The following is a 24,509-nucleotide window of genomic DNA, read 5'->3' as shown; positions in this document are numbered from 1 at the left end:
TTTCAATGTTTATTTATAAATCGGACCATAAGTTGTGCAAGCGCGATAATCCGCCCCTTCCTTATCCATACCAAACGCATTCCATGCAGCCGGACGGAAAATCTTCTTCTCATCCACATTGTGCATACAAACCGGGATGCGAAGCATAGAAGCCAATGTAATCAAATCCTGACCAATATGTCCATAACTAATAGCACCATGATTGGCTCCCCAGTTGTTCATCACCGAATATACATCTTCAAATGCCGGTTTGTCGCACAAGCGGGGCACAAACCAAGTCGTAGGCCAGGTACGGTCCGTACGTTCATCGAGCAGCTTGTGAACTTCCGGTTCAATCTCCACCGTCCATCCTTCTGCAATCTGGAGCACGGGACCGAGACCTTTCACAAGATTCAGACGGCTCATCGTTACAGGCATGCCGCCTTTAGACAGGAAGTTGGAAGAGAAACCACCGCCACGGAAATAGTCACGATTGGCAGGATACCAAGTAGTTGCTTCCAGGCATTTTTCCATCTCGGCTTCCGAAATTTCCCAATGAGGTTTCATCACAGGCTCACCTTGTGCATTTGTTTGCTGACCTGTACCGTCCAAAGTAGTGGCACCGGAGTTAATCAAGTGAATGATACCATTGGCAGCCATACCGGTAAGTTCTTTACCTGTAACGCGTTTCACAGCCTCGGGACTCCAATACGTACGCACATCCGAGAAGATTTGGGCACGGTTCGTCAGCAAATGACCGAAAAGCATGGCCACACCATTGCAAGCATCGTTTTCAGTAGCCACCACATAGGCCTCACGGATACCATTCCAGTCGAATGAAGTGTTGAGTAAAGCTTCGGAGTAGTCGCCATTCGGATAAAAATCTGTCCACTGGCGCTGTCCCTGAAAACCGGCGGCAATGGCATTATGTCCAAGTGCTTCTTCTTTGAAGCCCATCTCACGCAGCTTCGGATTACCTTGCATCAGGTCGCGCATGATGATGGTCATCTTTACAATGAATTCCCAGTCTTCATCCTTCTGTTCGCGGGTCTTGGTCTTAGCGGGAAGATTGAAATCCTTGCCTTCATTCTTCTTGCAATACTTCTCTGTCCATGCCATCGCTTTAGCAAACTCTTCCTTATCATAAATACCTTCGGTCATACGGCGGATGATTTCAGTCAGGTCAACAGATTCGCAACGAATGCCCAGATATTCCTGGAAGAAATCGGGATTGACAATAGAACCTGCGATACCCATGGAAACGCTGCCCATTGACAGGTAAGATTTTCCCCTCATGGTTGCCACCGCCTGTGCGGCACGGGCAAAACGCAAAAGTTTCTCAGCCACATCAGCAGGGATAGAATTATCATCCAAATCCTGCACATCGCGGCCATAAATACCGAATGCAGGCAAACCTTTCTGTGCATGTCCCGCCAACACGGCAGCCAGATACACCGCTCCCGGACGCTCCGTACCATTAAAGCCCCAAACAGCTTTCGGATACTGCGGATTCATGTCCATCGTCTCAGCACCATAGCACCAGCAGGAAGTCACCGTAATGGTAGAACCTACCCCTTCGCGCTCAAACTTCTCGGCACAGGCTGCACTTTCCGCTACGCGTCCGATGGTACTATCTGCAATCACACATTCCACGGGACTTCCGTCACCGTTCTTCAAATTATTGGTGATCAATTCGGCTACTGCTTTAGCCAAATTCATAGTCTTTTCTTCAAGACTCTCGCGCACACCACCCTGGCGGCCATCAATGGTGGGACGAATCCCGATTTTCGGATACTTTTTCATACTCTTATTTTATTGGGTTAATAATACTTCATCTATGCTGAACTATGCTGAAAGCATTCCATAAAAAAGGCTATAAAGAACCTCTTAAATGAATTTTTGTCGGCAGATACACTTGCACGGGTTTACCTGTCAGGATAAAGTCTGCCGTCATGGTCCCCATCTCTCTCCAGTCTACGCTCATAGCTGTAATGCCTTTGTCAATCACTTCGTAAGCAGGGGTATCGTTGTAGGCTATCAGACCAAAATCCTCTCCACACGTCAATCCTGCGACATGGCTTCTTTTCACAATCTCCACAACATCCACCTGCCGAATGGCAATGTAAACTTCTCCTGCACGTACCTCCTGTTCATCCATCGTTTCTATAACGGCATAATCCAGACGATTATCTGTACAGTACTTCTTGAAATAGTCGCATGTCTCTTTGGGATGCTTGCTCTCTTTCGGCAGAAAAAGAATAAGCCGATGATAGCGTTGCAACCTATCGGACAATTGCGACATTGCCCCATAGAAAGCCTCGCCAAAGTCCTGACAGATGTAGGAATACTCCCGTTTATCAAACCGACCGAAATCAAGCAGCAACAATCGGGAAGTATCTATCTTATAGAGATATGAAGAGAATTTTTCATTGTCGAAGTTCATTACAACGTACTTATTATACCGCCCTATGGAATCGCGAAGCAAGGCGTTGAATAATGATTCATTGTACTGATGGAACCAAAGATCCACCTTATATTGAGCAGAAAGGCGGCGGACGAAGCTGTTATAGAGTGTGTCCTTGAAAGGGGAATATTCATCGAGCAGGAACAGGATATTCTTCTGGCGATTGACTACATAATAGCCTTTACCTGGCGTAGAGTCTATAATTCCCCGCTCTTTCAGGTCGATAAATGCCTTGAACACCGTGTCGCGGGAAACTTTATAATCATGGCTCAACTGATTGATGGAAGGCAGGGCGGCATCCGTCTTATAGCGCCCCATAGAGATGTCCTGGCTAATGAGGTCGGCCAGTTGTTTTACCTTCGTTGTCTGTTGAGTGAAAATTGTTTTCATACTGATACAGGTTTAATCAAGGATTAAAGTAGCAAAGCCAACTATGCTGAACTGTGCTGGCGCAAAGTAAGGTTATTTATTTGAAACCAAGAAGAAAGAGGCGTATGTTTTGCAACATATAAAAACTAAAAAGACTCCGCTGCATCTGAAGTGCAACGGAGTCCTATTTTTAGGTTTATCAAAATAAATCCGAGTGTGTGCCGGTATTTAGCAATAATAAAGTCAATTCCTTATCATCCTGTGCCCATATTAGCAACCAGTCCGGTTTAATATGGCATTCCCAACAACCGGAGAATTGTCCTGACAACAAATGAGGCTTATATTCAGCCGGAATAAAGCCATTCTCCTGTAAAAAAGTAATCACTTTATATAAAAGCCCAATATCCAATCCTCGCTTCTGACAGCGTTTTAAGTCTTTCTTAAACTGTCCGGTATATGTTAACGAATATGCCATCAGCCCAAGATTTGTTTAAACAGCTCATCAGCATCCTTAGCTTTGTACACACGACCGGCTCTCACATCTTCCATAGCCTTCTCTATACCCGACTTTTTGTCAGTAATAGTCCAGCCCATTTTCTTTGCCAATTCCTTAAATAACTTCAAGTCAGCTTTCGGCAACTCAAATGAAATGGTTTCCATCGTTGTATCCATAATCTACTCTCCTATACTTATCATTGATATTTGCAAAGTTAAGCCATTCTCCCTGACTAACAAATATATTTCTCACTTTGTTATGCAAAGAAACATGAAATTATTTATACTCTTCCCACGACTTAATCGCAATATCATCCACACTCATCGTACAGAAAGCATTGATGAAAGCACTTGCCAGACGGGCATTCGTAATCAGCGGCACATTAAGGTCAATGGCAGCACGGCGTATTTTGTAACCGTTGTCCAACTCGCCTGCGGTGAGGTTCTTCGGAATATTCACTACCATATCAATCTCCTTATTGTGCAGCATATCCAGTGCCTGCGGATGATTTTCCGGCTCACTGGGCCAGTAGACGCGGGTATTCTCCACTCCGTTCTCTGTAAGGAAGTTGCTGGAACCGCCTGTGGCGAAAATCTTATACCCCTTCTTCTGCAACATACGGGCGGCAGAAAGCATATCCACTTTCTGTTTCGGCGTACCCGTAGAAAGCAGAATGTTCTTCTTTGGAATACGGTAACCAACCGAGAGCATGGCTTTCAGCACAGCACAGGAAGTATCGCTTCCGATACAACCAACCTCTCCCGTAGACGCCATGTCCACACCCAGCACCGGATCTGCCTTTTGCAGGCGATTGAAAGAGAATTGGCTGGCTTTGATGCCCACATAGTCGAGTTCAAACAGATTCTTGTTCGGTTTCTCCACCGGAAGCCCAAGCATGACTTTCGTAGCCAGTTCAATCAGGTTTATCTTCAATACCTTGCTGACGAACGGGAAACTACGCGAAGCACGCAAGTTACACTCAATCACCTTGATATCATTCTCACGAGCCAGATACTGAATATTGAACGGACCGGAGATATTCAGTTCCCGTGCAATCTCACGGCTGATGCGTTTGATGCGGCGCACAGTCTCCACATATAATTTCTGTGGCGGGAACTGGATCGTTGCATCACCGGAATGCACACCGGCAAACTCAATATGTTCGGAGATGGCATAGGCAACAATTTCACCGTTCTGTGCCACAGCGTCCATTTCCACTTCCTTGGCATGCTCGATGAACTGGCTGACAACAACCGGATGCTTCTTCGATACATTAGCAGCAAGCTGAAGGAAACGTTCCAGTTCTTCCTGATTGGAGCAGACGTTCATTGCCGCACCGGAGAGCACATAAGACGGACGCACCAGCACCGGGAAACCTACTTCTTCCACAAATTCGTTAATATCGTCCATACTCGTAAGTTCGCGCCAGCGTGGCTGGTCTACGCCGATACGGTCCAGCATGGCGGAGAACTTCTCACGGTCTTCGGCATTGTCGATGCTTTTAGCGGAAGTTCCGAGGATAGGCACATTCTGTGCATCCAGACGCAAGGCGAGGTTATTCGGTATCTGTCCTCCCGTAGAAACAATGACCCCATGTGGATTTTCCAATTCGAGGATATCCATTACACGTTCAAAGGTGAGTTCATCAAAATAGAGGCGGTCGCACATATCGTAGTCCGTAGATACGGTTTCGGGGTTATAGTTAATCATGACGCTGCGATAGCCCTCTTTACGGATGGTATTCAATGCCTGCACGCCACACCAGTCAAATTCCACGGAAGAACCGATACGGTATGCACCGGAACCGAGAACAACAATGGATTTGCGGTCGCCCAGATAACGGACATCGTTAGCAACGCCGCTATACGTCAGATACAGATAATTGGTCTGTGCAGGGTACTCTGCTGCAAGGGTATCAATTTGCTTCACCACAGGAAGGATGCCAACACTCTTGCGGAGTGCACGAATGGCAAGAATACCGTCTTCACTATCCATACACTTCTCCAAACCGATAGCACGGGCTATCTGAAAGTCAGAAAAGCCTTGCACCTTAGCCTTTCGCAATAGTTCTTGCGCCGCTTTGTCATTCTGAACGAAGTGAAGAATCTCTTCTCCTCTGCACTGCGCTGAGGGAGTAGATTCTTCGGCGAGCTCAGAATGACAGAGCCCCTGCAGCTCCTTGCTGGTATTCATGATGTTCATCAGCTTCTCCAGAAACCACTTGTCAATCTTCGTCAGTTCGTGCACCTGGTCTACGGTATATCCGGCGCGGAAAGCCTTTGAAATAACAAAGATGCGCTTGTCTGTCGGTTCACGCAGAGCCTTATCTATATCGGCAATGACGAGTTCCTTGTTCTCCACGAAACCGTGCATGCCTTGCCCTATCATTCTCAAACCCTTCTGAATAGCTTCTTCAAAGGTACGTCCGATAGCCATCACCTCGCCTACAGACTTCATCGAAGAACCAAGTTCCTTGTCTACTCCATGAAATTTGCCCAAGTCCCAACGAGGAATTTTGCAGACTACATAGTCCAAAGCAGGTTCAAAGAATGCGCTCGTGGTTTTTGTCACGGAGTTCTTCAGGTCGAACAGACCATAACCGAGTCCGAGTTTGGCAGCAACAAAGGCAAGCGGATACCCCGTAGCCTTGGAGGCCAAAGCCGAAGAACGACTCAAACGAGCGTTCACTTCAATCACCCGGTAGTCTTCACTTTCGGGGTCATAGGCATACTGCACATTACATTCTCCCACAATTCCTATGTGGCGGATGATGCGGATAGCCAGTTCGCGCAATTTATGATAATCGGTATTCGAAAGCGTCTGTGAAGGTGCGATAACAATGGATTCTCCCGTATGGATGCCCAGCGGATCGAAGTTCTCCATGTTGCAGACGGTGATACAGTTGTCGAAGCGGTCGCGCACCACCTCATACTCCACTTCCTTCCAGCCCCGCAATGATTTCTCAACGAGCACCTGCGGAGAGAAGGAGAAGGCTTTTTCAACCAGCACGTTCAGTTCTTCCTCATTGTCACAGAAGCCGGAACCCAGTCCGCCAAGTGCGTAGGCAGCGCGGACAATGACCGGATATCCCAACGTGGCAGCAGCACGGCGGGCATCAGCGGCATTTTCCACAGCTTCGCTTTGGATGGTCTTTACATTTATCTGGTCGAGTTTCTGAACAAAGATTTCACGGTCTTCTGTGTCAATAATAGCTTGTACGGGGGTGCCAAGCACTTTTACGTCATATTTTTCAAAGATACCTTCTTTGTAGAGGGCAACCCCGCAATTCAGTGCCGTCTGACCGCCGAATGCAAGCATGATACCGTCCGGTTTCTCTTTCGCAATGACTTTTTCTACGAAATATGGGGTGACAGGCAGAAAATAAATCTGGTCAGCAACTCCTTCTGAAGTCTGCACAGTGGCAATATTGGGGTTGATAAGGACGGTATGGATACCTTCCTCTTTCAACGCTTTGAGCGCCTGGCTGCCGGAGTAATCGAACTCACCCGCCTCACCAATTTTCAGTGCACCGGAACCGAGCAACAGGACTTTCTTTATATTGTTTTCTTTCATTGTCTTTTATTTTTTAGTTGACAAGGAGACGAGTTGACAAGGGAACAAGAGGAAATGCTCTTTCATGCTGCAAGGAAAACTTGTATCTTGTCAACTCGTCAACTTATAATAGTTTCACAAACTCATCAAACAAGAACTCTGTGTCCGTCGGTCCACTGGCTGCTTCCGGGTGGAACTGTGCGGAAAACCAGGGGTTTCTTTTATGTCTGATACCCTCATTAGACCCGTCGTTCATATTAATAAACAACGGTTCCCAGTCTTCAGTCAGCGTGTTGTTGTCCACTGCATAACCGTGGTTCTGCGAAGTGATAAAACAACGTTCTGTGCCCACCATACGCACCGGTTGGTTATGGCTGCGGTGACCGTACTTCAGTTTATAAATCTTAGCTCCACCTGCCTTGCTCAGCAATTGGTTTCCCATACAAATCCCGAAGATGGGCAACTTCTCATTTTCCATCGCCTTGCGGATATTCTGTACGGCAGCATCGCATGTATCCGGGTCGCCCGGACCGTTACTGATAAAAAGTCCGTCGAATTCCAATCCGTTGTAATCATAATCCCAAGGCACACGGATGACTTCCACATCCCGTTTCAGCAGGCAGCGAATGATGTTGGTTTTCACACCGCAATCCACCAGTACCACCTTTTTTAATGAAGAATGAGGAATGAAGAATGAAGAATCTGCTGCGCTATGAAGGGCATTGCCACTAGGAAAGTAATGAATAATCTCCTTGCAGCTTACCTTATCTACATAGTTCACGCCTTCGTAAACAGCAGATTGTTCAGGAAATTCTTCATTCTTCATTTTTAATTCTTCATTAAAAATAATTCGTCCCATCATCACACCATGTTCGCGCAGCACCTTCGTCAGTTCGCGGGTATCAATGCCCGTGATGCCCGGCACCTGTTCACGTTTCAGCCAGTCGCTAAGGCTCTCCACAGCATTCCAGTGACTGAAGTCTTCCGAGTAATCGCTCACGATGATGGCTTCCGCATGAATACGTTCACTTTCCATAAAAGTAGCCAGCCCGTTTGATTCGATAGTGAAAGGCGGCACACCATAGTTGCCCACCAATGGATAAGTGAGTGTCATCAACTGTCCGGCATACGAGGGGTCTGTCAGGCTCTCGGGATAACCCGACATAGCTGTGTTGAAAACCACCTCTCCTGCTACCGGTTTTTCGTAGCCAAACGACTTGCCGTGGAAGCGGCTCCCGTCGTCGAGGATAAGAGTTACATTTCTCATATTTGTTATAAAAGTTACTTAGTTACGAGCTACAAGCTACGAGCTACAAGTGGCTGCGCTGTGTCTGTCTGCAAACTATCATACCGCATGGCACTCGTAGCTTGTAGCTAATGCTGTCAGAATTGATAGACTTGTTCTATATAATCAATAAATGCATTGTTCAGCAGCTTCACCCCGCCCGGCGTGGGATAATCACCACTGAAGTACCAGTCGCCCCGATGCTTGGGACATGCTTCGTGCAGTCCCTGCAAAGGCTGGTACACGATTTCCACTTTCGCCTTCGTTCCGGCAGGTGTCAGCAGTTCCACCATCTTGGCAGAGATTTCTTCATCGGTGAAGGGCGCATAGATTTCCTTCACGTAGTTCACCATCTGCTCCTTCGGCAGTCCTACCTGGTCTTTCGACTTGCGGTAGGCGGCGGCAATCACATCTTTCATATCCCGGTCTTTCAGCAACTCGATGGCGGCTTTGAAAGCGATAAATTCGCTCATTTTTGCCATGTCTATGCCGTAGTAGTCAGGGTAGCGCACCTGCGGAGAAGAAGAAACAATCACGATCTTCTTCGGATTCAAGCGGTCGAGAATGCCGATAATACTTTGTCTCAGCGTTGTTCCGCGCACAATGCTGTCGTCAATGATGACGAGGTTATCCACACCCGGCACAAGGCTGCCGTAAGTGATGTCATACACATGCGCAGCCAAGTCGTTCCGGCTGTTTCCTTCTGCGATGAATGTGCGGAGCTTGATATCTTTGATGGCCACCTTCTCACTACGGATGCGGCGGGAAAGTATCTGTTCCAGTTCTTCCAGATTGGGATTATGCCCCAGTGTAGCTATCTGACGCACTTTCTCTTCATTCAGGTAATCATCCAAGCCCTGAAGCATGCCGTAGAAGGCAACTTCCGCCGTGTTCGGGATAAAGGAAAAGACGGTATGGTCTACATCGTTATTGATGGCTTTCAGGATGTTAGGTACCAGTTTCTCACCCAATAGTTTACGTTCTTTATAGATATCCACGTCGCTGCCCCGGGAGAAGTAGATGCGCTCGAAAGAACAGGGTTTCAGTTCGCGCACCTTGTTGATTTGTGTAGTACGCAACTTGCCCGCCTTGTTTATCAGCAAAGCCTGTCCCGGCATCAGTTCTTTAACCCTGTCTGCCGGTACATTGAGGGCGGTCTGTATTACAGGGCGCTCGCTGGCAAGCACCGCTATTTCTTCATCCTGATACCAGAATGCCGGACGGATGCCCCACGGGTCGCGCACGGCGAAAGTCTCGCCACTTCCGGTCAGTCCGCATATCACGTAGCCCCCGTCCCACTCTTTGCTTGAAGTGCGGAGCACGTTTGCAAGGTCGATGTGATCTTCAATATAATGGGTCACACCCATACCCGTCAGCCCTTCGGCTTCGGCGAGATTGAAAAGGCGCTCTACCTCACGGTCGAGGCGATGCCCCACCTGTTCCAGCATGATGTAAGTATCGGCATACTTGCGCGGATGCTGACCTATTGCGGTAATACGGGCAAAAATCTCGTCCACGTTTGTCATATTGAAGTTGCCGCAAAGGGCGAGATTCTTCGCGCGCCAGTTGTTCCGCCTCAGAAAGGGATGCACATAAGAAATGCCGCTCTTCCCGGTAGTAGAATAGCGCAAGTGTCCCATGTACACCTCACCGGCAAAGGGAAGCACGCTCTTTGCATATTCTGCATCGTGCAATTGTTCTTTTGTCAGATCTTTAAAGTTACTCTGCACCGTATCGAATATTTCGGTAATAGCGCCCGAACCGAGTGCACGCTCGCGGAACATGTATTCTTCACCGGGATTGGCTTCCAGCTTTACGCAAGCCAGCCCGGCACCTTCCTGTCCGCGGTTATGCTGTTTCTCCATCAGGAGATAGAGTTTATTCAAACCGTACATCCATGTGCCGTACTTCTGTTCGTAGTACTCCAGAGGCTTCAACAGGCGTATCATGGCGACGCCACATTCATGCTTCAGTTCTTCCATCTTATACGTTATTGTTTATAAGTTTTGCAAATGCGAATTTAGCAATTAAATCAGTTGACAAGGGTATCCCGTTAAGTATTTTATTCCACAGTTACGCTTTTCGCCAGATTACGGGGCTGATCCACATCCATGCCTTTGCATACGGCAATATGATAAGCCAGTAATTGCAAGGGTACCGTAGTAATCAACGGGTCGAGACACTCAATTGTTTCCGGCAGCTCGATGCAAGTATCGGCAATTTTGCTGATTACCGTATCCCCTTTCGTCACCAAGGCAATCACTTTGCCCTTGCGTGCCTTTATCTCCTGTATATTACTCAATACTTTCTCATAAAGCCCGTTCTGCGTGGCAATCACCACCACAGGCATTTCCGCATCCACCAGTGCGATAGGTCCGTGCTTCATTTCAGCAGCCGGATACCCCTCGGCATGTATATAAGAGATTTCCTTCAACTTCAACGCACCTTCCAAGGCTACGGGATAGGAATAGCCACGCCCCAGGTAAATGAAGTTATGGGCATAGGTAAATATCTTGGAAAGCTCGGCAATATCCTTATTCAGTTCCAGCACCTCTTTCATTTTGTCGGGGATGCGGTTCAGTTCCTGTACGATGGCAAGATATTGCCCTTCATCTATGGTACGCCTCTCTTTGGCAAGCGTCAGCGCCAGCATGGTGAGTACCGTCACCTGCCCCGTAAATGCTTTGGTAGATGCCACACCGATTTCCGGTCCCACGTGAATGTAGGAACCTGTGTGCGTAGCCCTCGGAATAGATGAACCGATGGCATTGCAGATGCCGTAAATAAATGCTCCGCGGCTACGTGCCAGTTCCACAGCAGCCAGTGTATCCGCCGTCTCACCACTTTGTGAGATGGCAATCACTACATCGTTGCTATCTATCACCGGGTCGCGGTAGCGGAACTCCGAAGCGTACTCTACCTCCACCGGTATGCGGCAAAGGCTTTCTATCAAATGTTTCCCGATGAGGGCAGCGTGCCAGGAAGTGCCGCATGCCACAATAATGAAGCGTTTAGCCGCCAACAGGTGTTCTTTATAATCTATCACGGCGGAAAGCACCACATTCGTACTCTCCACATTGATGCGTCCGCGCATACAGTCGTGTATACAATCAGGTTGCTCAAAGATTTCTTTCAGCATGAAGTGCGGGTATCCGCCTTTTTCCAACTGTCCCAGGTTCAGTGCCACTGTCTTCACTTCGTGGGGGCACTCCACATTTTTCAGATTCACTACTTTCAGTTTCTCTCCGCGACGTATCACGGCAATTTCCTCATCTTCCAGATACACCACTTTGTCCGTATATTCCACGATGGGCGTAGCATCCGAAGCCAGAAAAAATTCATCTTCACCGATACCCACCACCAGTGGACTGCTCTTGCGGGCTGCGATAATCTCACCCGGATTGTCTTTGTCCAGCACGGCAATGGCATAAGCGCCTATCACTTCGCGCAAAGCCAGTTGCACGGCAGTCAGCAAATCAATGTTTCTGGATTTCTGGATGAATTCTATCAGTTGCACCAGTACCTCGGTGTCTGTACTGCTTTTGAATGAATAGCCTTTGGCTTGAAGTTTTTCTTTGAGAACGGCGTAGTTTTCGATGATGCCGTTGTGGATGAGAGCGAGACGTTCGGAGGAAGAATAATGAGGATGTGCATTAGCGGAACAAGGTTCCCCGTGCGTAGCCCAACGGGTATGGGCAATTCCGATGTTACCGGAAATATCTTTTTGAGTAACGAAAGTTTCCAGTTCCGAGACCTTACCTTTCGTTTTGTACACGTTCAACTGTCGGTTATCACTGATTAATGCTACCCCTGCACTATCATATCCGCGATACTCCAATCGCTTCAATCCTTTGATAAGAATGGGGTAGGCTTTTCTTTGACCAATATAGCCTACTATTCCACACATAATATATTCAGTATTTAATTCTGCGCTGCAAAGATAAGTATTCTCAAGAACATAAAGTTCATGTTTCCTCAATTTATTTATCAAAAGAATAGAAAAAAGTTATTTTTATATCAAAACGTTAACAAAAACAAACTTATTAAAGCAAAAGGCTTTTAATTACGAATTCATATCAAGCAAAAGAAGTTTAGTTCTATATTGAAAGGAGATAGCGGAAAATTCTTCCAATCCGACAAGATGGACACATCCCATATTGCCAAATTGCCACGTTGCCACGTTGCCATTTTTATAGGCGTGGCAATCTACTTGTCATATAATCAAATATAATTCGTACATTTGGGGCATATATTAAAGAAGTAGCATATAAACAACACTATATTAAATATGAAGAGTGCTTTTTCCAAAGGATATTTTTCTGTTCTTATTGTATTGGGAGTTTTAATTATTGACCAAATCGTAAAGATAGAGGTTAAAACAAATATGAACTATGGCGAGAGTATCCGCATCACCGACTGGTTTTATATTCATTTTGTAGAAAACAACGGCATGGCTTTCGGAATGCAGATAATGCCTAAACTTATTCAAACTGTTTTGCGTATCTTATTTTCCGGTGTGATCATATGGTATATTTCCATACTCGCGAAGGCTGACTACAAGCGTGGCTACATTGCCTGCTTCTCATTGATACTGGACGGAGCCATTGGCAATATCATCGACAGTATATTTTATGGTGTTATTTTCAGTAAGAGTACATTCACTGAGATTGCAACATTTGTACCCTTGGGACATGGGTATGCCGACTGGCTATATGGAAAAGTGGTAGATATGCTCCACTTTCCTCTTTTTGAATTCAACTGGCCTGATTGGATACCATTCATAGGAGGAAATCATTTCCTGTTCTTTAGTCCGGTGTTCAACATTGCAGATGCGGCTATCAGTTGTGGAATATTCATTCTGGCTCTTTTCTACTTGAAAAGCTTTAATAACAGTTTCCTCCTGGTAAAAACTGAGTTTAAGAGACTCTTAAAGAAATAACCATCTCCGTATCCGGTCCGTACCAACTCCGTACCTGCTCCGTATCTATAGGAAGAGAGATGGTACGGAGTTGATACGGACCGGATACGGAGATAATATGGAGATTACACGGAGATGGTACGGAGATACTACGGAGCATATACTTTATAAAATTGCCACGGACTAACGTATTGGCAATTTGGCAACGTGGCAATTTGGCAATATGAACTACCATTGCTCTACTCCTTCTTTGGGATAAAGACACGATTCACTCCCCTTTATGAAAATATTATGAAAGGTTTGTAGATACTTATACCTACCCGGTCGATGTGCTCTTTTAGTGCTTCGTTCGTGATGTGTTCATAGATCACCACATCAAAGAAATAAGGCAATATAGAATCTTCAAAAGCTGTGAGTAAAGCGGATAATACATCTTTAGAAATCGGACCTTTTACCGCAAGATCGACGTCAGAGCCGGGTTTATAATTTCCCTTGGCCCGTGAACCGAAAAGATCCCACAGGATACTATTCATTAATTCTGGTTTTGAAATTTCACTTCAGCAGTAGGGAGTTTTGCACTTCTCCATGTCTTTATAGATAAATACTTAATTTATTAACTTAAAAAGAGACTATATGAAAAAAGAAGAAAGCCTCCGTCATCATCTGCCCGCCATCGGCTATGCAATGATTATACTCATTATGTTCCAACTAAGCATACCTGCTTATGCACACCCACAAGATAAAAAAGGCGATAAATCGGCACAAAGTACCACCGTCTCAGGACATAGCATTCTTTTAAACGGCATTGGCTTGGCTTATAGTTATGAATATGCTTTTGCTCCCCGGGCAACCCTTGTATTCAGTGCAGGCAGCTCCTACTCATATGGGAAATTATTGGGCCTGGAGATGGACTCAGACAATGGATTTTATTTCTCGACGAAAGACTATCATCTGGTAACTGGAGATATTGCCATAGAACCACGCTTTTACTACAATTTGCAAAAACGGCACCGGAAAGATAAACGCACTTTTGGCAATTCAGGAGGCTATCTGTCGGTAAACTTCGGCTATTCCTTCCCGATAGCCATTACAAATGGGTGGAAAGCAGCATCCATTTACACCATCACCCCCTACTGGGGATTCCGCAGAGTATGGAAACATTTTCTGCTTGATCTGGCGGGAGGTGTAGGATATAATGGCTCGACCAACGGCACTTCGAGTATACGCCCCACTTTGAAGATAGGATTGGGATATAGATTCTGATAATATAGGGCAGAATAACTTATAATATATTACAAATACACATAGTTTTAATTACAATACAGAATAAAATACAGTGTTTTTCTTTCAATCCAGAACACAATCCCTATTAGTAGGAATTTTACAAGTTAGAATCCCCTCCACTATTGCATCATTTTGAAACCAAAATAATATCTTTGCCAAACAATTTGATAGCAATAACAAGTATTACCACAGAATAAAGTAAATCAAATAGGATGAAAGAAGAACTTTTTAACAACAAAACAAAGGAAAAGGCTGGTCAACCAAGAACCGAACAGAAACACCGGTCCGTTTGCCGGCAACAGCCCAAACAGTTGGGTTTGTATGACGCAGAAAACGAGCATGATGCTTGTGGTGTGGGTATGCTGGTGAATATTCACGGAGGTAAATCGCACGAGTTGGTGGAATCGGCATTAAAAGTATTAGAGAATATGCGACATCGCGGTGCGGAAGGTGCGGACAACAAAACCGGAGACGGCGCAGGAATCATGCTGCAAATACCGCATGAATTTATTCTCTTGCAAGGCATCCCCGTTCCCGAAAAGGGAAAGTACGGCACAGGACTTCTGTTCCTGCCTAAGGACGAAAAAGCCCAGTCAGCCATTCTGAGCATCATCATCGAAGAGATTGAAAAAGAAGGATTGACGCTGATGCACCTGCGCAACGTGCCCTCCTGCCCCGAAATATTGGGTGAAGCAGCACTTGCCAACGAACCGGACATCAAACAAATTTTCATCACCGGATTTACGGAAAGCGAAACGGCAGACCGTAAGCTCTACATAATAAGGAAAAGAATAGAGAACAAAGTGCGCAAGGGGGACATCCCGACACGGGAGGATTTCTACATCGTCTCACTGTCCACAAAGAACATCATTTATAAAGGTATGCTCTCTTCGCTGCAACTGCGCAACTACTTCCCCGACCTGACCAACAGTTATTTCACCAGCGGACTGGCACTGGTACACTCCCGTTTCAGCACCAACACCTTCCCCACTTGGGGACTGGCACAGCCCTTCCGCCTCCTGGCGCACAATGGTGAAATCAACACCATTCGCGGCAACCGTGGCTGGATGGAGGCTCGCGAAAGTGTGCTCTCCTCTCCTTCGCTGGGCGATATCAAAGAGATACGCCCTATCATTCAGCCGGGCATGAGCGACAGTGCCTCACTGGACAATGTGCTGGAATTCCTCGTGATGTCCGGCATGAGCTTGCCACACGCCATGGCTATGCTGGTACCGGAATCCTTCAACGAAAAGAACCCCATCAGCGAAGACCTGAAAGCCTTCTACGAATACCATTCCATCCTGATGGAACCATGGGATGGCCCCGCCGCACTGCTGTTCAGCGACGGACGTTTTGCAGGCGGCATGCTCGACCGTAACGGATTGCGTCCGGCACGCTACCTCATCACACACAACGATATGATGGTGGTGGCAAGCGAAGTAGGCGTCATGGACTTCGAACCGGGAGACATCAAGGAAAAAGGTCGCCTACAACCAGGCAAGATATTATTGGTGGACACTGAGAAGGGAGAAATTTACTACGATGGTGAACTGAAAAAGCAACTTGCCGAAGCCAAACCTTATCGCAGTTGGCTGGCAACGAACCGCATTGAACTGGATGAGCTGAAAAGCGGCCGTAAAGTGGAGCACTCAGTACCCGATTATCACCGCATGCTGCGCACCTTCGGCTATTCCAAGGAAGACGTTGAGCGCCTCATCGTCCCCATGTGTACCACGGGTGCCGAACCCATCAACTCTATGGGTAACGACACGCCGCTTGCCGTACTCTCTGATAAACCACAACTTCTATATAATTATTTCCGCCAGCAATTCGCACAAGTCACCAACCCACCCATCGACCCGATACGAGAGGAATTGGTGATGTCACTGACGGAATACATCGGCGCCGTGGGCATGAATATCCTCACACCCAGCGAAAACCACTGCAAGATGGTGCGCCTCAATCATCCCATCTTGAGCAATGCACAACTGGACATCCTTTGCAACATCCGCTACAAAGGTTTCAAGACGGTGAAACTGCCCATGCTGTTCGAGGCATCCAAAGGACGCGCCGGGTTGCAGGAAGCACTCGCCACCCTTTGCAAACAGGCGGAAGAATCCGTCAGCGAAGGTGTAAACTACATTGTACTGACCGACCGTGATGTGGACGCCACCCATGCAGCCATCCCTTCATTGCTGGCTGTCAGTGCCGTGCACCATCACCTCATTTCGGTAGGAAAACGCGTACAGACGGCACTGGTAGTGGAAAGCGGTGAGATACGCGAAGTGATGCATGCCGCTCTGTTGCTGGGCTTTGGTGCCAGTGCACTGAATCCGTACATGGCATTTGCAATAATAGACAGGCTGGTAGCTAAGAAAGATATCCAGTTGGACTATGTTACGGCAGAGAAGAAATACATCAAGTCCATCTGCAAGGGATTATTCAAAATCATGAGTAAGATGGGGATTTCAACCATCCGCTCCTACCGGGGAGCGAAGATATTCGAGGCGGTAGGATTGAGCGAAGAACTGAGCAATGCTTATTTCGGCGGATTGAAATCCACTATTGGCGGTATCCGCCTGGATGAGGTGGCACGTGATGCGATAGCAATGCACGATATAATGAGAAATGAAGAACGAGGAATGAAGAATTCTTCATTACCTCATTCCGGCTTGTACGCCTTCCGCAAGGATGGTGAAAAGCATGCCTGGAATCCGGAAACCATCTCAACCCTGCAATTGGCTACAAGATTGGGCAGCTATAAGAAGTTCAAGGAATTTACCCGGTTGGTGGACGAAAAGGAAGCACCTATCTTTCTAAGAGATTTTCTTGATTTCCGTCATAGCCCGATACCCATTGACAAAGTGGAACCGGCAGAAAGCATCATGCACCGCTTCGTGACGGGTGCCATGAGCTACGGCTCCATCAGCAAGGAAGCCCACGAAGCGATGGCTATTGCCATGAACAAGATTCATGGCCGCAGCAACACCGGCGAAGGTGGTGAAGACAGTGCCCGTTTTGCTCCGCGTGAAGACGGAACTTCCTTGCGCAGCGCCATCAAGCAGGTAGCTTCCGGACGTTTTGGCGTGACAACGGAGTATCTGGTAAATGCCGATGAGATACAAATCAAAGTGGCACAAGGTGCAAAACCGGGCGAAGGTGGCCAGCTTCCGGGCTTTAAAGTGGATCAGGTGATTGCGAAGACGCGCCATTCCATTCCGGGCATCTCTCTGATTTCCCCTCCGCCCCATCACGACATTTACTCCATTGAAGACCTTGCACAGCTTATCTTCGACTTGAAGAATGTGAATCCACGGGCCAAAATCAGTGTGAAACTGGTAGCGGAAAGTGGTGTGGGAACCATTGCCGCAGGTGTGGCAAAAGCCAAAGCCGACCTCATCGTTATTTCCGGTGCAGAAGGGGGAACGGGGGCTTCTCCGGCCTCCAGCATCCGCTATGCCGGTATTTCGCCTGAACTTGGGCTGAGCGAGACGCAACAGACACTTGTACTGAACGGCCTGCGCGGGCAGGTGATGCTGCAAGTGGACGGACAACTGAAGACAGGCCGCGACATCGTGCTGATGGCAATGCTGGGAGCTGAAGAATTCGGTTTCGCCACCAGCGCACTGATTGTGCTGGGCTGTGTTATGATGCGCAAATGCCATCAGAACACTTGTCCTGTAGGTGTGGCAACACAGAACGAAGAACTGCGCAAGCGTTTCCACGGACGGAGCGAATATCTGGTAAACTTCTTCACCTTCCTGGCGCAGGAAGTACGCGAGTATCTTGCTGAAATCGGCGTGGAGCGTCTGGATGACATCATCGGGCGGACGGACCTTATCGTAAGAAAGGGACAAGGGGATGAGGAGACAAGGAGACAAGGAGATGAGTTGACGAGGAGAGAAAAGGCAATAGAGGGAAATCCCAAATTTGAGCTTCTTGATTTTTCCAGACTTCTGGCACGCATCCCGAACGATGCTGCCATCCGCCACACCATCAACCAGCAACATGGCATCGACCACGTGAAAGATGTGGAAATGCTGCATGCCGCTGCCGAAACGCTGGAGAACCGGAAAGAAATCTCACTGGAATACACCATTGCCAACACTGACCGTGCCTGCGGGGCGATGCTCTCCGGTGCCATTGCCGCAAAGTATGGCGAAGCAGGTCTGCCTGCCCACACACTGAATGTGAAGTTCAAAGGTTCGGCAGGGCAGAGTTTCGGCGCATTCCTTGTAGCGGGTGTTAACTTCAAGCTGGAAGGTGAAGCGAACGATTACCTCGGCAAAGGACTGTCGGGCGGACGCATCGCTGTCCTGCCTCCGGTGCGCAGTAACTTCCAGGCCGAAAAGAATACCATTGCCGGAAACACCTTGCTTTATGGTGCTACAAGCGGCGAAGTGTATATCAATGGCCGCGTAGGCGAACGTTTTGCCGTCCGCAACTCCGGCGCCACTGCCGTAGTGGAGGGCGTGGGCGACCACTGTTGCGAGTATATGACAGGCGGACGTGTCGTAGTCCTCGGCTCTACAGGACGCAACTTCGCAGCCGGGATGTCGGGCGGTGTGGCTTACGTCTGGAACAAAGACGGCAACTTCGATTATTTCTGCAATATGGAGATGGTGGAACTCTCACTCATCGAAGAGGCTTCGTACCGCAAAGAATTGCACGAGCTTATCCGCCAGCACTATCTCTACACAGGCTCCAGTCTGGCACGCACGATGCTCGACGACTGGAACCGCTATGTGGATGAGTTTATTCAGGTAGTCCCCATCGAGTACAAAAAAGTACTGCAAGAGGAACAAATGCGGAAGCTACAACAAAAGATTGCGGAAATGCAACGCGATTATTAAATTGAGAATTGAAAATTAAAAATTAAAAAATGACAGAATGCTTTATCAGAACTATTATTTTTCAATTTTTAATTTTCAATTCTCAATTTCCCAACTATCATTTTTTAATTTTTAATTCTCAATTTTCAATTTATCCAATTATGGGAAATCCAAAAGCATTCTTAACCATACCACGGCAGGAAGCGGGCTACCGCCCTGTCCACGAACGCATCACCGACTTCAGTCAGGTGGAACAGACTTTGAACAGCCACGACCGCAAACTTCAGGCGTCACGTTGCATGGATTGCGGTGTCCCTTTCTGTCACTGGGCATGTCCGCTGGGCAACAAGCAACCCGAATTTCAGGACGCACTCTATAAAGGCCGGTGGCGTGAAGCTTACGAAGTTCTCGCCGCTACCAACGACTTTCCTGAGTTCACAGGACGCATCTGCCCCGCCCTCTGCGAGAAATCATGTGTACTGAAACTCTCTTGCGACGAACCCGTCACTATCCGCGAGAATGAAGCCGCCATCGCCGAAGCTGCCTTCCGTGAGGGCTATATCACTCCTATCCTTCCCGAACGCAACGGAAAGCGGGTGGCCATCATCGGCGCCGGTCCTGCCGGATTATCCGCCGCCTGCCGGCTGAATGCCCGGGGATATGAAGTAACTATCTTCGATAGCAAACCCATGCCCGGTGGATTATTGCGCTATGGTATTCCTAATTTTAAACTCGACAAAGCAGTAATCGACCGCCGCATGCGGGTGCTCGAAGCCGAAGGTATTCAATTTGAGATGGGCGTAACGGTAGACGTACAGAAACTTCCCGCAGGCTTCGATGCCTATTGCATCTGCACCGGAACCCCGCAGGCACGCGACCTCGCCATCCCCGGACGCGAATTGAAAGGTATCCACTTCGCCCTTGAAATGTTGTCACAACAGAACCACATCCTTGACGGAGAGACCTTTCCGAAGGATAAATTAGTGAATGCCAAAGGAAAGAAAGTCCTCGTCATCGGTGGTGGAGATACCGGGTCGGATTGCATCGGCACGAGCATCCGCCAGGGAGCTGTGAGCGTGACTCAGATAGAAATCATGCCACAACCTCCCGTAGGGCACAATGACTCCACGCCCTGGCCGCAATGGCCCGTTGTACTGAAGACGACTTCGAGCCACGAAGAAGGTTGTACCCGTCATTGGAGCCTTGCTTCCAACCGGTTCATTGGGAAGAACGGCAAAGTATGCGGCGTAGAAGTGGAAGAGGTGGAATGGTCTGCAGCACAAGATGGTGGACGCCCCACCATGAAGCCCACCGGAAAGAAGGAAGTCATTGACGCCGACATGGTACTGCTGGCTATGGGCTTTCTGAAACCGGAACAACCGGAGTTTCCGGAGAATGTGTTCGTGGCAGGAGATGCAGCCAGAGGTGCAAGCCTCGTGGTGCATGCGCTGGCTAACGGACGTAAGGCGGCAGAGAAAATAGATGAGTATTTAATTAAATGAAGAACTAAAAATGAAGAATGAAGAATTTGGCTGCGCTATGCAAGCATGCCGCAAGGTAATTCTTCATTTTTAGTTCTTCATTAAATTATCATTTACTAACCCTAAAAACAGATATAATCATGTGTGGAATAGCAGGCATCTTCAACATCCAATCTCAATCTCAGGAATTGAGAAGTAAAGCGCTTCGTATGGCGCAGAAAATCCGTCACCGCGGGCCCGACTGGAGTGGTATCTACGTAGGCAGCAGTGCCATTCTGGCACACGAACGTCTTTCCATCGTCGACCCCGAAAGCGGCGGACAGCCTTTGTATTCATCCGACAACAAACAAATCCTCGCCGTCAACGGCGAAATCTATAACCACCGCGAAATACGTGCCCGTTATGCCGGGAAATACGCTTTCCGGACTGGTTCGGACTGCGAAGTTATCCTTGCCCTCTACAAAGACAAAGGTATCGACTTTCTCGAAGAATTGAACGGCATCTTCGCCTTCGCCCTCTACGATGAAGAAACCGATGATTTCCTCATTGCCCGTGACCCCGTTGGCGTAATCCCCCTCTACATAGGGCACGACGACCAAGGCCGTATCTACGTAGGTAGTGAACTGAAAGCTCTCGAAGGCTTCTGCGACGAATACGAGCCCTTCCTTCCCGGTCATTACTACCGGGGCAGCGAGGGCAAAATGCAACGCTGGTACAAGCGCAACTGGATGACTTGGGAAGGGGTGGAGAAGTTGACAAGGGAAGAAGGAGACGAGGGGACAAGGAAGAAAGGAGACGAGTTGACAAGTAGGAATGACAGCGCAGCCCCTTGTCCCCTCGTCAACTCGTCCCCTTGTCAACTTTCCCCCTCATCTCCTTGTCAACTAATCAAGCTCTCTCTTGAAGCTGCCGTCCAACGCCAGCTCATGTCCGATGTTCCTTACGGAGTGCTCCTTTCCGGCGGACTCGACTCCTCCGTCATTTCCGCCATTGCCAAAAAGTATGCCCGCAAACGTATCGAAACCAACAACCAGAGTGAAGCCTGGTGGCCGCAACTACACTCCTTCGCCGTTGGCCTGCACGGTGCACCGGACTTGATAAAAGCCCGTGAAGTGGCCGAATACATCGGCACCGTTCATCACGAAATCAACTACACCGTGCAGGAAGGTCTCGACGCCCTGCGCGATGTCATTTACTTCATCGAAACCTACGATGTCACCACCGTCCGCGCGTCCACACCGATGTACCTGCTGGCGCGCGTCATCAAGAGTATGGGTATCAAAATGGTACTCAGCGGCGAAGGTGCCGACGAAATATTCGGTGGATACTTATACTTCCACAAAGCACCCACCCCGCAGGCTTTCCACGAAGAGACGGTGCGTAAGCTCTCCAAACTACATATGTACGATTGCCTGCGTGCCAATAAAAGTCTTGCCGCATGGGGAGTGGAAGGGCGTGTACCTTTCCTTGACAAAGAATTTCTGGATGTAGCCATGAGCCTGAGTCCCAGGGTTAAAATGTGTCCGGGCAAAGAAGTAGAGAAGCGTATCGTCCGCGAAGCCTTCGAGGATATGCTGCCCGAAAGCGTTGCCTGGCGACAGAAAGAGCAGTTCTCGGACGGCGTGGGCTACAACTGGATTGATACTTTGAAAGCCGTCACTTCTGCCGCCGTCACCGACCACCAGATGGAGCATGTGGCCGAACGCTTCCCCATCAATCCGCCGCAAAACAAAGAGGAATATTATTACCGCAGCATCTTTGAAGAGCATTTCCCCAGTCGGTCGGCAGCTCTCAGTGTTCCCAGCGTCCCCAGCGTGGCGTGTTCCACAGCCGAAGCCCTTGCCTGGGATGCTGCACTGCAAGGAAAGAATGACCCGAGCGGACGCGCTGTAACAGGGGTGCATGAAGCGGCATACACATTATAAAAAATAATGCCACACCTCAGCAAGTAGAATGCCACATCTAAACAAACGTAATGCCACACTTCAACGGTTATGAAGTGTGGCATTGCATGTATTTAAGTGTGGCATTGGGAACGATGAAGAGTAGCATTCTGTCATTCAACAATCCACTTCTCTATATTCCTTGTTTTATTGCTGAAGTTCACACCTATTTTGAATAATTTCCTCGGATCTGCCTCAAAAGGAAGAGCATATTGCTTTTCTTTTATCTGCTGTAAAGCCTCCTCGGCAGTACCTTCCAGTTTAAATTCCATGACGTAAATGTAATCGGAAGTCTTCACCACCAAGTCCACCCGCCCTTCCGAAGTGTGATACTCTGCCTGTGTGTAGAAACCTACCAGTTTAAAGACGATAAACAGCACGTTTTGATAATGCAATTCCAAGTCTTTCACTAATTCATAAGGTGTGTCAGCAAAGAAGCTTTGCAGCCTCTTAAAGAAAGCGTTAGGTTGCCCGGCACGTATCTCACGAACAAATCTTTGTATCTCAAACGGCGCTTCCAACTGGTTGAAACGGGTATAGAATGGCATCAGAAATCTGATAAAGCCCTCTTCCACTTCCCGGTTCGGAAAACCGAGACGATAAAGACCGAATTCCTTATCATACCCCTTTATCGTGAGGTATCCGCTCTGGAAAATGACCGGTATGGGCTCATCGTCGCCATAAATACAATTCAGCACGTCAGCATTCGTTTCTTCATGCGCCATGCGCTCCAAGTCGTAGTGATTGCGTTTCAGCAACTCCACAAGATAGGTAGGCGTTCCGGTTTCAAACCAGTAGTTGCCGAATTTCATCTTAAAGAATGTATTCAGCAGACTAAAAGGATTGTAGATGCCATCAGTGTTTTCCGTGAAGTGATAACCGTCATAGCACTCTTTCAGCTCATTGCATACTTCCTGATACGTCATTTTCTGCGCGGCTGCCAATTCGTACAGGTCCTCTTCAAAATTAAGATGTATCTCCTTTTCGGTGATTCCACAGATGGAAATAAACGGCTCGTCCATGGAGATGTCATTCAGATTGTTCAGGTCACTGAACACACTGACTTTGCCAAACTTGGTCACTCCTGTCAGCAGGGCAAACTTGATGCAGCCATCCATGGTTTTCAGTACACCATAGAAAGGTTTCAGAGTGTTACGGAATTCACGTTGCAGTTCCTCGTTGCCGATAGCTTGGAGCAAGGGCTTGTCATATTCGTCGATGAGAATGGCTACACGTTCGCCACTTTGCTCATAGGCTCGTCCCACAACTCCTGCAAAGCGCAGGGCAAGGGTACTCTCAGCAACACCGGTTCCATAAAGTTCTTCCCACTTTGACAAGTTGCTGTCCAGTATCTTGTCCAAACTATCCGGTGTATCATATTTCCCGATATTCAAGTCCAGATGCAACACAGGACGCTTCACCCAGTCTTTTTCCAGAGTTTCCACCGCCAGGCCTTCAAACAAGTCCCGTTTTGCCTCGAAATAGGCTTCGAGCGTGGAAATAAGCAAGCTCTTCCCAAAACGGCGGGGGCGGGAAAGGAAGTAATAACTTCCGCTCTTCACCAACTTATACATCAATGCGGTTTTATCCACATAAACGTACCCTTCTTTGCGAATCTTCTCGAAGTTCTGTATCCCGATGGGATATATCCTGTTACTCATGTCCTTATCTCCTTATACTATATAGTACACATTTAATAGGTACTCATTAATGCGACAAAGATAATGCAAATCGAACACAGAACTTTCATGCTTGCATGAAAAAGTTATGCTGAGATGCAGCTTATCTTCTTCAAAGATAATAATGTTTTCCGAAACAAAATATTCCGTTGCATTATTTACGATGCACCTCCTCTTTCATATTCCCGATTTATTCCCTACCTTTGCCCCGCTTTTTTCGAAAAAGC

15 protein-coding genes are annotated in these 24,509 nt (G+C 47.8%); 5 read left to right on the top strand and 10 right to left on the bottom strand.

Annotation, left to right across the window (positions count from 1 at the left end; genetic code table 11):
- Positions 1 to 9: 9 nt before the first annotated feature.
- The 8 genes from fucI to glmS all read right to left on the bottom strand — a co-directional run bounded on the left by fucI (position 10) and on the right by glmS (position 12,052).
- On the bottom strand, positions 10 to 1,782 hold the full coding sequence (gene fucI / locus QZ135_RS03800; RefSeq protein WP_294606083.1) for an L-fucose isomerase: 1,773 nt from the start codon (positions 1,780 to 1,782) through the stop codon (positions 10 to 12).
- Between the two features lie 70 nt (positions 1,783 to 1,852).
- Positions 1,853 to 2,833: a GntR family transcriptional regulator gene (locus QZ135_RS03795; RefSeq protein WP_294606082.1), complete on the bottom strand. Its 981-nt coding sequence runs from the start codon at positions 2,831 to 2,833 to the stop codon at positions 1,853 to 1,855.
- A gap of 178 nt (positions 2,834 to 3,011) precedes the next feature.
- Positions 3,012 to 3,287 (bottom strand): type II toxin-antitoxin system YafQ family toxin, encoded by a 276-nt coding sequence (locus QZ135_RS03790; RefSeq protein WP_294606081.1) that lies wholly within the window; start codon positions 3,285 to 3,287, stop codon positions 3,012 to 3,014.
- Positions 3,287 to 3,484 carry a hypothetical protein gene (locus QZ135_RS03785; RefSeq protein ID WP_294606080.1) on the bottom strand — a complete coding sequence of 66 codons (198 nt, stop codon included), beginning with the start codon at positions 3,482 to 3,484 and terminating at the stop codon, positions 3,287 to 3,289. The genes QZ135_RS03790 and QZ135_RS03785 overlap by 1 nt, the downstream gene beginning before the upstream one ends.
- A 100-nt stretch (positions 3,485 to 3,584) precedes the next feature.
- Entirely contained in the window at positions 3,585 to 6,881 is a 3,297-nt protein-coding gene (gene carB, locus QZ135_RS03780) for a carbamoyl-phosphate synthase (glutamine-hydrolyzing) large subunit (protein WP_294606079.1), read from the bottom strand.
- Between the two features lie 103 nt (positions 6,882 to 6,984).
- A complete protein-coding gene (gene carA, locus QZ135_RS03775; protein WP_294606078.1) occupies positions 6,985 to 8,127 on the bottom strand; it encodes a glutamine-hydrolyzing carbamoyl-phosphate synthase small subunit in 1,143 nt (380 codons plus the stop codon).
- Between the two features lie 116 nt (positions 8,128 to 8,243).
- Complete coding sequence (locus QZ135_RS03770) at positions 8,244 to 10,127, bottom strand: amidophosphoribosyltransferase (protein ID WP_294606077.1); 1,884 nt, start codon at positions 10,125 to 10,127, stop codon at positions 8,244 to 8,246.
- Between the two features lie 80 nt (positions 10,128 to 10,207).
- On the bottom strand, positions 10,208 to 12,052 hold the full coding sequence (gene glmS, locus QZ135_RS03765) for a glutamine--fructose-6-phosphate transaminase (isomerizing) (protein WP_294606076.1): 1,845 nt from the start codon (positions 12,050 to 12,052) through the stop codon (positions 10,208 to 10,210).
- 381 nt (positions 12,053 to 12,433) lie between these two features.
- On the opposite strand from glmS, the gene QZ135_RS03760 reads away from it, so the two are divergent.
- Positions 12,434 to 13,084: a lipoprotein signal peptidase gene (locus QZ135_RS03760; protein ID WP_294606075.1), complete on the top strand. Its 651-nt coding sequence runs from the start codon at positions 12,434 to 12,436 to the stop codon at positions 13,082 to 13,084.
- 257 nt (positions 13,085 to 13,341) lie between these two features.
- On the opposite strand, the gene QZ135_RS03755 is transcribed toward QZ135_RS03760, so the two are convergent.
- Positions 13,342 to 13,596 (bottom strand): nucleotidyltransferase domain-containing protein, encoded by a 255-nt coding sequence (locus tag QZ135_RS03755; RefSeq protein WP_294606074.1) that lies wholly within the window; start codon positions 13,594 to 13,596, stop codon positions 13,342 to 13,344.
- Positions 13,597 to 13,696: 100 nt separating this feature from the next.
- Here QZ135_RS03755 and QZ135_RS03750 point away from each other — a divergent pair, with 100 nt between their 5' ends.
- From QZ135_RS03750 to asnB, 4 genes are all read left to right on the top strand, one after another.
- Positions 13,697 to 14,326: a hypothetical protein gene (locus tag QZ135_RS03750; protein ID WP_294606073.1), complete on the top strand. Its 630-nt coding sequence runs from the start codon at positions 13,697 to 13,699 to the stop codon at positions 14,324 to 14,326.
- A 233-nt stretch (positions 14,327 to 14,559) separates the two neighbouring features.
- Entirely contained in the window at positions 14,560 to 19,200 is a 4,641-nt protein-coding gene (gene gltB / locus QZ135_RS03745; protein ID WP_294606072.1) for a glutamate synthase large subunit, read from the top strand.
- Between the two features lie 140 nt (positions 19,201 to 19,340).
- Positions 19,341 to 20,681 (top strand): glutamate synthase subunit beta, encoded by a 1,341-nt coding sequence (locus QZ135_RS03740; RefSeq protein ID WP_294606071.1) that lies wholly within the window; start codon positions 19,341 to 19,343, stop codon positions 20,679 to 20,681.
- A gap of 119 nt (positions 20,682 to 20,800) precedes the next feature.
- Positions 20,801 to 22,585 (top strand): asparagine synthase B, encoded by a 1,785-nt coding sequence (gene asnB / locus QZ135_RS03735; RefSeq protein ID WP_294606070.1) that lies wholly within the window; start codon positions 20,801 to 20,803, stop codon positions 22,583 to 22,585.
- Between the two features lie 131 nt (positions 22,586 to 22,716).
- On the opposite strand, the gene QZ135_RS03730 is transcribed toward asnB, so the two are convergent.
- Entirely contained in the window at positions 22,717 to 24,264 is a 1,548-nt protein-coding gene (locus QZ135_RS03730; RefSeq protein ID WP_294606069.1) for an ATP-binding protein, read from the bottom strand.
- Positions 24,265 to 24,509 lie beyond the last annotated feature (245 nt).

This window comes from uncultured Bacteroides sp. (assembly GCF_905207245.1).
Taxonomy (GTDB): domain Bacteria; phylum Bacteroidota; class Bacteroidia; order Bacteroidales; family Bacteroidaceae; genus Bacteroides.
Note: the sequence above shows the minus strand (reverse complement) of the source record. Positions and strands in the feature narration are given on the sequence as shown.

Coding starts and splice junctions, on each gene's coding strand:
- fucI (WP_294606083.1), bottom strand. CDS start 1,782: ATGAAAAAGTATCCGAAAATCGGGATTCGTCCCACCATTGATGGCCGC.
- QZ135_RS03795 (WP_294606082.1), bottom strand. CDS start 2,833: ATGAAAACAATTTTCACTCAACAGACAACGAAGGTAAAACAACTGGCC.
- QZ135_RS03790 (WP_294606081.1), bottom strand. CDS start 3,287: ATGGCATATTCGTTAACATATACCGGACAGTTTAAGAAAGACTTAAAA.
- QZ135_RS03785 (WP_294606080.1), bottom strand. CDS start 3,484: ATGGATACAACGATGGAAACCATTTCATTTGAGTTGCCGAAAGCTGAC.
- carB (WP_294606079.1), bottom strand. CDS start 6,881: ATGAAAGAAAACAATATAAAGAAAGTCCTGTTGCTCGGTTCCGGTGCA.
- carA (WP_294606078.1), bottom strand. CDS start 8,127: ATGAGAAATGTAACTCTTATCCTCGACGACGGGAGCCGCTTCCACGGC.
- QZ135_RS03770 (WP_294606077.1), bottom strand. CDS start 10,127: ATGGAAGAACTGAAGCATGAATGTGGCGTCGCCATGATACGCCTGTTG.
- glmS (WP_294606076.1), bottom strand. CDS start 12,052: ATGTGTGGAATAGTAGGCTATATTGGTCAAAGAAAAGCCTACCCCATT.
- QZ135_RS03760 (WP_294606075.1), top strand. CDS start 12,434: ATGAAGAGTGCTTTTTCCAAAGGATATTTTTCTGTTCTTATTGTATTG.
- QZ135_RS03755 (WP_294606074.1), bottom strand. CDS start 13,596: ATGAATAGTATCCTGTGGGATCTTTTCGGTTCACGGGCCAAGGGAAAT.
- QZ135_RS03750 (WP_294606073.1), top strand. CDS start 13,697: ATGAAAAAAGAAGAAAGCCTCCGTCATCATCTGCCCGCCATCGGCTAT.
- gltB (WP_294606072.1), top strand. CDS start 14,560: ATGAAAGAAGAACTTTTTAACAACAAAACAAAGGAAAAGGCTGGTCAA.
- QZ135_RS03740 (WP_294606071.1), top strand. CDS start 19,341: ATGGGAAATCCAAAAGCATTCTTAACCATACCACGGCAGGAAGCGGGC.
- asnB (WP_294606070.1), top strand. CDS start 20,801: ATGTGTGGAATAGCAGGCATCTTCAACATCCAATCTCAATCTCAGGAA.
- QZ135_RS03730 (WP_294606069.1), bottom strand. CDS start 24,264: ATGAGTAACAGGATATATCCCATCGGGATACAGAACTTCGAGAAGATT.